General features: G+C 57.9%; 7 protein-coding genes and 3 pseudogenes. 6 read left to right on the top strand and 4 right to left on the bottom strand.

Annotated features, from left to right (window positions below; all coding sequences use genetic code 11):
* Positions 1-256: 256 nt before the first annotated feature.
* The 4 genes and pseudogenes from AC0L3X_RS39240 to AC0L3X_RS39225 all read left to right on the top strand — a co-directional run bounded on the left by AC0L3X_RS39240 (position 257) and on the right by AC0L3X_RS39225 (position 3,238).
* A pseudogene (locus AC0L3X_RS39240) lies at positions 257-930 on the top strand (GntR family transcriptional regulator).
* A 70-nt stretch (positions 931-1,000) separates the two neighbouring features.
* Positions 1,001-1,266, top strand: a pseudogene (locus AC0L3X_RS39235) (Dabb family protein).
* Positions 1,267-1,619: 353 nt separating this feature from the next.
* A pseudogene (locus AC0L3X_RS39230) lies at positions 1,620-2,615 on the top strand (anthranilate synthase component I family protein); the annotation flags it as partial.
* A complete protein-coding gene (locus AC0L3X_RS39225) occupies positions 2,612-3,238 on the top strand; it encodes an anthranilate synthase component II (RefSeq protein WP_439034133.1) in 627 nt (208 codons plus the stop codon). The pseudogene AC0L3X_RS39230 and the gene AC0L3X_RS39225, both read left to right, overlap by 4 nt.
* 532 nt (positions 3,239-3,770) lie before the next feature.
* Here the strand turns inward: AC0L3X_RS39225 and AC0L3X_RS39220 are convergent.
* The 4 genes from AC0L3X_RS39220 to AC0L3X_RS39205 all read right to left on the bottom strand — a co-directional run bounded on the left by AC0L3X_RS39220 (position 3,771) and on the right by AC0L3X_RS39205 (position 8,038).
* Complete coding sequence (locus tag AC0L3X_RS39220; protein WP_231144133.1) at positions 3,771-4,043, bottom strand: hypothetical protein; 273 nt, start codon at positions 4,041-4,043, stop codon at positions 3,771-3,773.
* A gap of 1,243 nt (positions 4,044-5,286) precedes the next feature.
* Complete coding sequence (locus AC0L3X_RS39215; protein ID WP_439034132.1) at positions 5,287-5,730, bottom strand: EAL domain-containing protein; 444 nt, start codon at positions 5,728-5,730, stop codon at positions 5,287-5,289.
* An 11-nt stretch (positions 5,731-5,741) separates the two neighbouring features.
* Entirely contained in the window at positions 5,742-6,329 is a 588-nt protein-coding gene (locus AC0L3X_RS39210; RefSeq protein WP_439034131.1) for an EAL domain-containing protein, read from the bottom strand.
* 470 nt (positions 6,330-6,799) lie between these two features.
* Positions 6,800-8,038, bottom strand: coding sequence for a cytochrome P450 (locus AC0L3X_RS39205; RefSeq protein ID WP_439035721.1), 1,239 nt, complete (start codon positions 8,036-8,038; stop codon positions 6,800-6,802).
* Positions 8,039-10,809: 2,771 nt separating this feature from the next.
* Between AC0L3X_RS39205 and hemN the strand changes: the two genes are divergently transcribed.
* Positions 10,810-12,144 carry an oxygen-independent coproporphyrinogen III oxidase gene (gene hemN, locus AC0L3X_RS39200; protein WP_439034130.1) on the top strand — a complete coding sequence of 445 codons (1,335 nt, stop codon included), beginning with the start codon at positions 10,810-10,812 and terminating at the stop codon, positions 12,142-12,144.
* Positions 12,145-12,364: 220 nt separating this feature from the next.
* Entirely contained in the window at positions 12,365-12,616 is a 252-nt protein-coding gene (locus tag AC0L3X_RS39195; RefSeq protein WP_439034129.1) for a hypothetical protein, read from the top strand.
* The last annotated feature ends 608 nt before the right edge of the window (positions 12,617-13,224 follow it).

Below are 13,224 nucleotides of genomic sequence, written 5' to 3'. Positions count from 1 at the left end.
CCAGACCATAGATATTCGGAGTAGTTATCGATAATTTCGGATCCGATGGATGCCGGTAGAGTCTTCGAGGAACTGCCTTTGGCGAATGTGCCGCCCAATGTCTTGGTTCGGCACGCCGTGAGCTAACGCTCGCGCCACCCTAAAGTCTAGTGCGATGCGAAAAGACCGCAAAAGCCGGGCGGCATTGCATTAATCCTGCGCGACGAAGCATTTCTCGCCCTTCCGGTGCCGCGCTGCCACATGATAGATAATCTCGGTGAACGGTGAGAACACGACAATCGCTGAGCGCATCGCCAACGCGCTCGGAAAGCGGATCATCAACGGGGCACTGCGCCCGGACGCACCGCTGCGACAGGATCATATCGCGCGAGAGTTCAGTTCAAGCCACGTTCCGGTACGCGAGGCATTTCGACAGCTCGAAGCCAAACTTCTGGTTGTCGCCGTCCCGCGCCGGGGCATGCGAGTGGCTTCACTGGATACTCAGTCCGTGAAGGAGATCGCCGAGATGCGAGCAGCGCTCGAGATGGTCGCCCTGCGCAATTCAGCCTCAAGGCTCACATCTTGCGGCTTTGGAGTGATCGAGCTGGCTCTGATGAATGGAGACAACGCTCGGACCATCGAGGAGCTCGAGAAGGCCAACCGTGCGTTTCACCACGCGCTGATCGCTCCTTGCGGAGTGCCGCGACCGCTTGCGAGTCTTGAATTCGCGATTGATGTTCGCGAGGGCCTGCAGTGCCGGATGGCGACCACGATCAAATCAGGATCACCGCCCGATTTTACAAGCGCTACACGTACAACGTCGATCGGGCCTGCGATCTGCTCGTCCGCCATATTCAGACGATCGAACGGCTTTCCCTTTCCGTGTCTGCACGCGGACGGCGATCTGGCACGCCCATAGCAGACGCACAGGAACGAACTGTTGAGCAGTGAGTAATGCGACGGCCATAGCAGCCATCTAAGATCGTTATCTGAACTTCTTGCGACATCAACCCAGGTCTCCATGATTCGTCACATCGTCCTGTTCAGCGCCAAAAGACGACGCCTCTATAGACCAGATCATCGCGGGTCTCTCTGTTCTCACTCTAATCCCCCATGCACGCCGGCTCGAGATTGCTCGCAATCGCAAGAGCGACCAACTCGGCAACGATATCGATGTCGTCGTCTATGGAAGAGTTTGATAACGAGACGGAACTCGCAGCGTATAAAGCCCATCATCTATACAGGGAATCGATCAGGCGCGTACGGCCGCTGTGGAGATCAGTGTGAGGAGCTTGATGAACCCCGACACGCGGTCATTGCGTCTGCATGGGTATCACGATCAAGCTACACTGTGCGCCGGCGTCTGATTTGACTGACAAGCGATGCATATTCGCGAGTTGCAGTGGATCGAGCCTATCCAAGCGATGCGACGGCTGGAGAGAGACGCGGTTTGCGGCCGACTATGACGAATCAACTGATGCCTATGTCGGCCCGATGGCGGCGGCCGGGCCGCTCGTGTCGCGCGGTGATTCATGAGGTTATGCTAAGCTTGACGGACGGAATGTCGAAACTCGGCCCATCAAAGGCACGATCGCGCGTTCATGATTGCGGATGCACAGGCGAGCTGGAATGGCGATGTTGTCAAGGGCGATCCGTGGAACGTTCTGCGCGACCTGCTGGCCAGATATCCGCAGGAGCATCGTCCTGAACTGCCGCCCTTCCAAGGCGGCGCGGCCGGGTTCTTTGGCTATGATATGAACAGGACCCTGGAGCGATTGGCAGCGCCCGCGATTTCTGGGCAGCGCTTGCCTATACGTGCTGAATGGGTCGCAGCTCAGATAGGAGCAGCGCCCAAGCCCCTCGTGCCCCGCGGCGCTGTCTAGAAAGGCAAGATTCGCCCGATCTGCCAGACACGATTAAACATCTCTGAAACGGATGGTCGAAGCTGACGACCACGTCATAAAAATGCAAGATCGCCTGCGTACGGGCTGGCCTGAGCAAGATCCTGCAGCTCGCGCCGAGCGAGCGCGCTCCAGAGCCGATGAGGTTGCAGCGCTGCTTGCCGCCCGAACGCCGCTGCAGGCTCCCCTCCCCCCGTTGACGCCAAGGAAGACCAGCGCCGGGCCGAGTTCCTCTGTGCGTCCGAAAAGGACCGCGCCGAGAACATCATGATCGTCGACCTTTTGCGTAACGATCTGTCACGCGTTTGCACCGCGCATTCGGTTGAGGTCCCGGTGCTATGTGGTCTCGAGTCTTACGCCTCGGTACACCATCTCACCTCAGTCATTACTGGCGAGCTTACACCGCAGGAAGACGCTGTGACGCTCCTTAAGGCCTGCTTTCCTGGGGGATCCATTACCGGGGCGCCAAAGATCCGATCGATGGAGATCATCAACGAAATTGAGGGGGTGGCGCGAGAAGTCTATTGCGGCTCGATTGGCTTTATTGGCTTCAGCGGCTACATGGACACGAACATTGCAATCCGCACCGTCACTGTCAGCGACGATCTGGCGGCGTTTCACGCAGGGAGCGGCATAACGGCGATGTCAGACCCCGGGGCCGAATACGACGAGGCGATCACCAAGGCGCAACGCATCTTCGATGCATTTGACGACGACGGTCATGGTGCATCGTGATCCTCATCACCGATAACTACGACTCATTCGTGTTCAATATTGCCCGCTACTTCCACAAGCTTGGCGAAGCAACCGAGGTGATCCGAAACGACGCCATCGGCGTCAGCGATCTTGTTCAACTCAGACCGCGCGCCGTTGTCATATCGCCGGGCCCATGCACACCAACGGAGGCCGGAATATCGACTGCCCTCGTCCGGGAGCTTTCAGGTTTCGTCCCAATTCTTGGGATTTGCCTCGGACATCAGTGTATCGGGAGTGCTTTCGGCGGAAGTGTGAGACGTGCCCGCCATCCAATGCACGGCCGCTCCTCATCCATCGCGCACGACGGTCGAGGATTGTTCGATGGACTCCCCTCTCCACTTCGCGTCGGCCGCTACCATTCCCTCATTGTCGAGCTTGAGGGTTCGTGTGCTCCCGATCTCACGGTGACGGCGCGCTCCGAAGAGGGCGAGATCATGGCTCTCGCCCATCGCGAGCACCCAACCTACGGCGTGCAGTTTCATCCCGAATCAATCCTGACCCAACACGGCCATTTGCTGCTGGCGAACTTCTTGCGGCTCGGATCCAGGCCAAGACCTTCGAGAACGCGTCCTACCTGGTCCGCTCACGCTCCGGGCTCGTGAAGCGCGCCATGAGTGCTCGGCCTCGGCCGCCAACCCGTGACGTAGATGGCGATTAGCCAAAGCACCGAAGCATGGGAAAGAGCGTCTTGAGTTCTTCTCCACCGGCCCTGGCGCCGTCTCTGGTTGCAAATTCGCGCTTGAGTCGCCCGTCCACCTCAAGCGCGTAACCAGAGGCCGGCGATTCACGGGTGGCAGCAACCATTTCATCCCCATTGGACGCTAGGATGATTGGGAATGATAGGTACCTTGTTGAGTCGCCAAAAGCACGGTAGTGCCATCTGCCTAACTGCGAGCATCATCCATAGCACGTTGTGGATTTCGATGAGACAGTCCGTCACCAGAATAGATGCGAAACACATGTCTTGCCCCTTTTCGCCGCCAAAAACAGTTCGGCGCAGCTGCATTCAATATGAGTCCCCCTGAATGTTCCGCTCTTCGGAGAGCCCACGTGTTCTAGGTGAAAGGGCGGAAGATCCATGGCCTCAAGTGGTGCCGCCGAGCGCGCAAGGAAGATTCAGCGAGCTCACCTCGCCTAGGATTTCGTGATCGGCCCGATCCGACGCAGCAGGGAATTGGCATACTCTTCACGCTCGCGCATGAAGCGCTCTTGCTGCGCTTTGAAGCTCTCGACCCGTTTTCTGATCTCATCGCGTTCGCTGCCGCCATAGTCGGGCAAGCTGAGGCAACCCGGCTCGACGACTTTTTTCGGCACAGAGCGGGGCCGCTCGATCTCCACCTCCAGCGACTTGGTGAATGCCATCGTTTCAGCGACGAGCGCGTCAAGTTCCTTCTTCCAATCATGCATTAGCGCCCCCGTGCATCACAAGCAGAGCTGCGACCACCGATGCCGATCGTGTATAGGGTCGGCCCAATCTTCATTCGCCTATCCTAAAAAGGGCCGCCGAGAATATCGCCAGTGGCCTTCCGAGTTTATTCTAAAATGCGTATCGTGAATGAATGCAGTCCAGCCCCGGTAGCAAAGATCCTAGACCAAAAACGCATCGTTTTCTAGTTTTGCCGTTCAGGAAGCTTAACGCAGGTCGAAGGGTTTCCACTGGAAACAGGATGCGGGGTCTGGAACAGATTACGGCCGCCCTCTTTCAAATCGTGCAATCGGCCCGGACATATATATTCGGATGGCTTGCATCAAAGCGCGTAACGAGGATGCCCGCCGCAATGCGGCGAACTGTCGCTTGACTTGCTGGAAAACTGCGGCCCATCGCGAGACCAGCAGGAATTGTGCGCGCCATTTGAATAATAATCTCAAGATTGGCTGGAGAGGGGAGCGAAGCGGCGATTGCCGATCTCTATTCCTCGCCGCAGAGGTCGTTCATGGGCAGTCATGATCTTGTCTCCAGCAGTTTCCTAGGGCTGACCGCAGCCGGAATTGCGCTACTCTGCTCGAGCTTGCTTGTCTTCGTCTTCACATGAAGTAAGCCTTCGCTCGTGCGGCCCCTCTGCGCTCATCCAGTTCATCGGCTGGACGGACTGCTCCACTGGAATTGCAGTCATCAGCGGTCGCCGATCGAGCTGCATGACCATGCAGGTCAACAAGGCCTGATCACGTTACCACCCTGAAGCGTGTTGCCGAGGATCTTGGTGAAGATGAAGACTGGCTGCTAAGAGACGTCGCCAATGAAATGGAGATCGAAGATGGTGCCATCTGGGTCTATGGCGGAGAGAACATGGCATCCAGACTTACTGAATCGGATCAAGAACCTGATCGGACTCGTTCGGATGTACGAGGAATGCCCGTAGCCGCGTAAACGCTCGCCGCCAGAACAATCCAATGAGCCCGCGGCCAAGGTCTCCGCCGAGCATGTGCTGTCCCCCGACCGATCCTCCTTAACGCACATTGCACCCGCCGTTCATGTGAGCACAACCTTAAGCCTTGGATACTCGGATACTTTACGCTGCGCAGGTTTACGCTGGGACGTGTCATGAATACTGCGACAGCAAGTTTAGGAGCCGGGTCCGTGTGGCCTGTTGAAGAATATATCCGCTTTGCGTGCGGGGTCGACGACCTGAAAGTCGCTGAGAACTGGACCTCAGTCTGGCTTCTTCAATCGGATGCCGAATGCTGAGGACAGCTTTGTCGAGCCCGCCGCAATCTCCCCTGTAAGGCCGACTGTATTAGAGGTGGGACCTCGGCTCGGACCGACCTCCGCCGCAAGGCGCTGCGGACGTCCGATCAAGTAACCCTGCATCTCGTCACAGCCCTCCTCGACAAGGAGCGACATCTGGAGCTTGGTTTCGATCCCTTCCGCAAGAACCGGTACGCCAAGACCGTGGGCAAGCCCGATGGCCGCGCGAACGATGGCCAATGATCGCTCGCTCTGTCCGAGCGAGGCGACGAACGACCGGTCGATCTTGATCGTGTCGAGGGGGAATGCCTCGGCGTAGGACAAGGAGGAATACCCGGTGCCGAAGTCATCGAGCGCGATCAGGATACCGAGGCCCTTGAGCGATCGCATCGTCTTTTTGGCGCGCAAGACGTCCTCAATCAGGACGCCTTCGGTGATTTACAGTTCCAAGCGGGACGGCGCCAGCCCGCTTTCGCGCAGCGCCTTGCGGACCTGTGCGTCGAGGTTTTTCCCTGCGGAATTGCGCGGGCCAAGACGTTGACGGCGATCCTGAAGGGCCGGTCGCACGATGCCGTCTCGCGGCAGGCCTCCATCATCACCCAGTCGTCGATCTGGGCAATCGAACCGCTCCGTTCGGCGACCGGCATGAATTCTCCGCGAGCGACGATTCCACGCTTCGGCCGCCGCCACCGAACGAGGGCCTCATATCCCGTAGTGCCGCCCTGGCGGTGCTGCTGCGGCTGATAAGCCAGATAGAGCTCTGCGCGCTCGACGGCGAACCGCAGATCATGCTCGAGCGCGCGACGGCCCTGAAGCTGCTGGTCAATCGCGCTCGTGAACAAGCGGATCGCCCCTGCCCTCGTGCTTGGCCCGATAGAGCGCGGCATCGGCGTTCGCGAGCAGAGAGACCACGTTGCCCGCATCCCTGTGAAACAACGCGGCACCGACGCAGACGCCCAGCTTACATGACCATCGACTTCGATCGGGCCCTCGAACGCGGCCCGCATCCTGGTCGCGAGGAGTTCCGCGCTTGCCTACAAAGGCACCTGGTCCGTGACGCCAAAGAACTCGTGTCCCCGCCCACCCGCCGCGTAGCAGCCTTGCGCGGCCTCCTGAAGACGCTGGGACGGTTATAACCGGACGACTCGTGGACGGGGGGATGGTTCGCCCGGAATGCCTCCGCGTCCGCCAGGGTAGCCACTCTCTGAACCGTCGAGCTGGAGGGGTGTTACGCGAGCCGCACACCAAGCTCTCCAGTAACAACGATGCGACAATCGGCGGCGTGATGAGTATCACAACGGCCCGGCCAAGATCTTCGACGGGATAACGACGCTGTGGCCCTGTCCGCAATCTTCGAAAGAACCACAAGCCCGTAACGCGACGCCGGTGAACTTACCCGGACAACTGGTCTCCATAGGGCCGTGGTCCTAACCGCCGGTTCTGCACGACCAGCGTTGAATGTCGTTCGCAAGCGAGCCTAACCTGGAATCTGCACCGGCAGTGCGGTATAACCGTGCACAAAATTAGATTCAACTCGCTCCGGTTCGCCGACCACCTTTACCTCCAGAGATCGGTTCAGCATCTCCTCCCACAGGATCTTCAGCTGCAGCTCTGCAAGAGGCCTACCCACGCAACGATGAATCCCAAATCCAAAAGAGAGATGTTGCCGTACATTTTCTCGATCAATGATGAAGCTGTTGGGGCTCGCAATGACCTCGTCGTCTCGGTTGCCAGAGATATACCACATCACAACTTTATCGCCTCGCCTGATTTGCTTGTGGCCTATTGTGAAATCGTCCACAGCGGTCCGGCGCATGTGCGCGATAGGCGTTTGGTATCGTATAATCTCGGATACCGCCCCGGGCACCAGCGAAGCATCATCGCGGAGTTTTCGCAGTTCGGACGGATTTTGACTCATGAACAAGACGCCACCGGTAATTGAGTTACGCGTAGTATCGTTACCTCCAACAATCAGCAGAATGAGGTTGCCCAGGAACTCGCGCGGCTCCATGTTTCGGGTCGCCGATGAATGCGCCATCATCGAGATCAGGTCAGCGCGCGGCTCGGAATTCACCCGTTCGCTCCAAAGTCGTGTGAAATAGTCCAGGCACTCGGACAGCACCACCTTTCGCTTTTCCCAGCTGTCGATCTGGTGGCCCATTTGTGGAGTCAAGGCGGCTACGTCCGACCAGTAGGTCAGCAGCCGTCGATCCTGAAATGGAAAATCGAACAGCGTGGCCAGCATTTGGGTCGTCAACTCGATCGAGACTCTGTCGACCCAGTTGAAGGGGTCATTGCGCGGCAAACCGTCCAAGATCTTCTTAACCCGCGAGCGGATCAAGCCTTCAAGCTTCACTAGGTTCTCCGATGCCGTTATCGGACTGACAGTCTTACGCTGCTGAGCATGGACAGGAGGACTCATCTTAATAAAACTAGGCGTCCAATACTGCTCCGGCGGGTCGACAATTGTGACACTTCGCTCTGACGAGAACACTGTGTGATTTGAGTCCACGGCTATGATGTCGCGATATTTTGTTATCGACCAATATGGTCCGTATGGGCTGTCTTCGCAATAATGGACGGGATCTTCCCTTCGCAGCCGCTCGAAACAAGGCCAAACAGTATCATCCTGAAAGCGCTTGGAGTCGCTTACATCCAGGCGGCTCAGCGGAACATCAGCTTCCTCGCGAGCGTTCTCTGTCGATAAGGCTGTCATGATTGTCTCGCGGGCATTGGCGTGCAATTTTGCTTGCTCAGGTGCGCTGTTTGGAGTTCGCATGCAAGCTCGGTCGAGAAACAACGAGCTCGGGCCGTACGGTAAAGCTGTGTGACGCATGTCCATGGCTTGGGCTCGCGAGAGCTCGCACGATCGTCAGAACTTCGAAATCATCTTACGGGCGAAGTGAGGGGAGATTTGGCTCGGCCCCTGTCGATGTAGAATATCGGAAACACGAGCGAAGCTGCCCTATCAGGATTGGGAGGCGCGCGAACTCGCTTTTGTGGTAACGGACGCAAGTACTCACGAAGGCCCACAGTCGCTTATCCTCATTTTCTCGGGCAGGTACGCCCCGTTGCCACCCGACCACTTACATTGCGCGAGCAGACGGAACCCTTATCACAGTAGGGACTGCGAAGAGATCGCGGTCCGCCAAGGGCTCGTTTTCCGTCTGCCCGCGATGCGGACTTTCGTAGAATGAATGAACAGGAGGAGGAGAAACAGGAGCACGAGACCAAACCGGCGGTGGTGCGCGAGCCGGAGGAAGGGTAAACTAGCCTGAGGTCGCAGCTGGCATTAGAGTAGCATCAATGCGCTGGATTAGAAGAGAATTGGCAGAGTTCGAAAAGCCCTGGGCCGCGCGACTGAGTGCCGCGCAGATCGCGCGTCATCTCGAGTGCAGTCGCAGTTTGCTGGGCTAACACGGTTGGGCCTGACTCGAGGTCACAAGCCACCAACAGCAAAAACCCAAGATTAGACCCGCGCCCAAGCGAGGGCCCGACATTGATCGCTGCCTGCCGCGATTGCGTCGGAAAGAAGTTGTCGCAAAAGGACACTAGATAGGCAGCGGCCTCAGGAAATGAGCAGGCGGCGGCTTTACGCAATGCTAGCTGAGACGGTCAGGAATACCGCGTAGAGCTATCAGGCACCGCGATGTCCCGGGCCTAGGCGCCGCGCTGGGTCCATTCGGATGCTTGTTGGTTTGTGCGCTTTGCGGCTATCCGACGAACAGTGACGTCGAGAACTTTCGCGGCAGGAGGTCTCGATCGTAGGTCAAGTTATCTAATCTCAAAAGGTTGGATGCACCGAAGCAGAAGAAGTCAAAGGCGTTCTGGTTTTGAGCGTCGTTTTCGGAGAAGCGCCCGGTGGCCTGATTTGCGCCAGTGTTTGGAATATTCGCTAGCAACGTGTGGAGAGCTGGACTGGGACTGAGCACGCGGGAAATCATCGAGGTTCGTCCGTGCCCGGGGGTGAGACCAGTGGCGCCCCTCCGACGGAGATCGGTCCTTGTGACTTAGACGGAGGCGCGAGTTTCCTCGCCGGCTTCGGATCGGCTTGAGCTGACGGCGGGGAGGGAACGGAAGAAGGCAAACCGGTGAGTACCAGATTTGGTAACGAGTCGATTCGTGAGGTCAGCGCTGCAATTTGATCGGAAATTCGTTTTAACTCAGCCTGCTGGGCGGTGATGCTGTAATTGAGCTCCGCTATCTCATCGCTCGCCTTCTGTTGTGCCGATAGAATCTCCGATAGGACCGCCGTGTCATCTGGAGACAAGCTCAGGGTTGGAGCGACTTCACGGGCCGCCGAGCTCTCGAGATATTGTCTGACGTCGGTCAAAAAGTAGACTCCTGCGGTGCACAGGCACACGAAAACGACCACCACCCACCCTAGGCGCGTTGACGATCTGTACAAAACCGGTGGCAAGTCTAAAGCGGCCGGCTGTTCAATTGCATCCATCACTTGTCGCTCGCCTACCCGGCTCATTACTTTTTCCATCCCAACTCAAGAACATACTCACGCCAACAGCCGTGGGCCGCGCGACGGTCGCCAATACGCTGTCCGCACTATTGCCGATGGTTTGGCGTTGGCTCCTATGCGGCTGAGCGAGCGACGCGAGACTCGTTGCACGCGGGGCGCTCCTACATCATAGCGCGCGCACAAAGCAATAGTTGTCGTGTTGATCGGCGACCTTTTGGCGCCATTTACGACGAACATTCCCACAAGCATTTATTCGCCTCCTGCCCGAATGCGAGCCGGCTGCAATTTCTTGGACCTCACCTTGATCTTGATGCGAAGAAGACCAACTGTATCGGCGCCATTGGGTGGTGATCATTTTGCAAGCACTTCGCCACTCGACATAATCTTGTGATCCCCATTTCAGTTTTTGCGGCTTACGTCCTCCGCATCCTGATCAGGATTGATAGTTGTCACCCAAATCGCGAACCCATCCACGGCTCCCTAAGCCTATCCTCAGACTGGCAGCGCTCGAGGGACCCCATGAACGAGACCCTCCGACAATCCTCGCATTGGTGAAGTTCGACTACGTACCGGGGCGGCCCCGAGCCGGCGCAGGATACCTGGGTGGATGGGGACACACCACGCGGAAGTCAACTACCAACCTTATCAGTTGATGGAGATTGCGGGGTACGTATCAATCTTGGTCGATGAACCTCGCACGAGTCAGGTCGTGAGGCAGTTCTAGCAGCGTCAACGGCCATGGTCGATGTCTCGGTGGCGAACATTGGAGATTACCGACGCGGAGTTGAATCTGGGGTCTCGTCGTGACCGTGTTGATTCGAGTATCTCGCCTGCAGCAATTTCTCTGTCTTCGAGAGGAACGCCTTGCTATCCGACAGCGTGTTTCGTCAGCAGATCGGCCGTCACGCAAGCTCCCAATTGCCTTGCGACACTCCGGATTACTGTCGGCAAACAAAGGAATGCAAAAGAATTCGCTTGCGACCACAAACTTCGTAAACATGGGATAACAATCGTTGCAGACCTCGATTCTAGCAAAGTATTGCGATGCTCGCCTTCCTTGGTACACCATCTATCCAACTGTAGCCCAGTTCTCCACAGTGGTCGGCGCCGAAGCCTCTGAGAAATGGCTGCAGCGGCTGCCGGTCAATGACTCGGTGTCGCTCTATTTTCACATTCCGTTCTGTCGATCGATTTGCTGGTATTGCGGCTTCGCTCGAAGCATCACTCGCCGGGATTCACCCATCCTAGAGTTTTTGGCGGTTCTTCGTAAGGAGATCGATTTGGTCGCGGCGCAGGTGCCGCAACCGCTGCTTGTGAGCGACGTGCACTTCGGCGGTGGAACGCCGACCCTCATCGAGGCAGCGGAGTTCCGGCGACTGATGGAATTTCTGCGCTGCCGCTTTGCGCTTTCGAAAACGGCCGCCATCGCTGTTGAGATCGACCCGCGCACGTTCACGCTCGCCACATCCGAAGGGTTAGCAGCTGCCGGAGTGAACCGCGCAAGCCTCGGCGTCCAGAGCTTCGATCCAATTGTTCAAAAGGCCATCAACCGCGTCCAGAGTGAGGCACAAACAGAGCGCGCTGTCGAAACGCTGCGGCAGCATGGAATAATCCGCATCAACTTCGACCTCATCTACGGTCTGCCAAATCAGACGGTGCAGTCCTGCGTTCAGACCGCGACAACGGCGGTGGCCATGCGACCAGACCGGCTTGCGGTATTCGGCTACGCGCACGTTCCTTCCTTTAAGAAGAATCAGCGCCTGATCGACGAGGCAGCGCTGCCAGACAGCCCTGCCCGTGCAGAACAGGCCGCCGCGATGGCCAATACACTGATTGCAGCGGGCTACCGCCAAATCGGACTCGACCATTTCGCCTTGCCGGACGATGAGCTCGCGCTGGCGCAGAAAGCCGGTCGCCTGCGGCGGAACTCACTGGGTTACTCGGCCGACACCTGCAATAAAGTGATCGGCTTCGGCCCGTCGGCCATCGGTCGGCTTGGCGACGGTTACGTCCAGAACGAAGTTACAGCAGGTTCCTACAGCGGCCAAATCAAAGCCGGCCGTCTGGCGACGTCAAAGGGCTACTGTCTCAGCCTCGAAGACCGCGTCCGGGCCGCGATCATCGAGCGGCTAATGTGCGATTTCGAGGTCGACGTGCCGGCAATTTGCGTTACTCATGGATTTGACCCGGTCTCTTTCCTCGGTTCAGGCGAACGCTTGGCAATGCTCGCTGAGGACGGGATCGTGCAAATGGAAAAGGGATTCATCCGCGTGAGGCCGGAGCATCGTTTTCTAACCCGGGCTGTGGCAGCCGCATTTGATGCTCATCTTGGCACGGCGCTCTGTTAAGACCAGCCAAGGAGCGATGACCGGATGAAATGCATTACCTTTCGCTGTACGCACCAGGAAGCGCGGCGAACGAGTTTCGCTCGCCTGGTGCAGTCACAAACAGCTCCAAATCGGTAAAGGACGTCGCGGGCAGCCGTGCGACTAGAGCCGCCGGCCCTAGCCGCGAAGACAGCTCGACGCATTGCTGCCGGGAATTTGACGCCTCCGACTGCAACGCGGCATGACCACGCACCTGGACAAGGTTCATCACATCACCACCATTGCCCTTGTGATCGCGGACCTCGACCAGGAGGACGATTGGCTGCGGGACGTCCCCAACGAGATGGAGATTGAGGACGGCTCATCTCGGTCTATGGTCAGGGAAGATGGCATCTCGGCGTTCAGCGACTTCGGTATCGAAAACCTGATCGATCTCGTCCGGATGCAATACTCCATCAGCGCGCCGTCTACGCTGGATGCGTACTCCCAGTAAACCGCAGCGATTCGTCGTGATGACACGACGGCCCCTATCGATGTGCATGATCGCCGCTCCCTACAGGCTGCGGCGTGCAATCCAGAGCAGCAACTCGTCCACGCCATGAGCTAGACCACGGGCACAAAACGACCAGCGCCGGCGCGACACGGCGCGAACGATAGTCGAGCAGCAGTTAGCACCAGATCCGGCGGAATCACGGCCTGCGAAAAGATCGTTCCCGTAAGAGCTTCGCGCAACCTGGATCGAAGCGACGATTTCCCGAATTGCACCCGTCGACGTTGCCATACCGGTCCTCCGTGAACGCCGGGACGGCCTCGCGCCGAGCGGCACAATACCTGCGATTCGCGCAGCGACAGCCGACCTCCCGCCCGGTCAACTACCAAACCTAGCAATTGATGGAGATGCCGGATGCATGCCAGTCAGTGCCGGTGAAACTCGCTCGGGCCACATCAGGCAAGAAGTCCCGACGCGATATAGATCTCGTAGATCCAATGGAGCTGATGGATGTTCTGTCTCGTCGTCCGCAGGTGAAATGGACCCCGGTTTTGGGACCAGAGGCTAAGTTGGAAAAGGGCCGCTCCGTTTGATAGACGGAGGGCATGATG

Source organism: Bradyrhizobium sp. MI1.7 (genome assembly GCF_055811795.1).
Note: the sequence above shows the minus strand (reverse complement) of the source record. Positions and strands in the feature narration are given on the sequence as shown.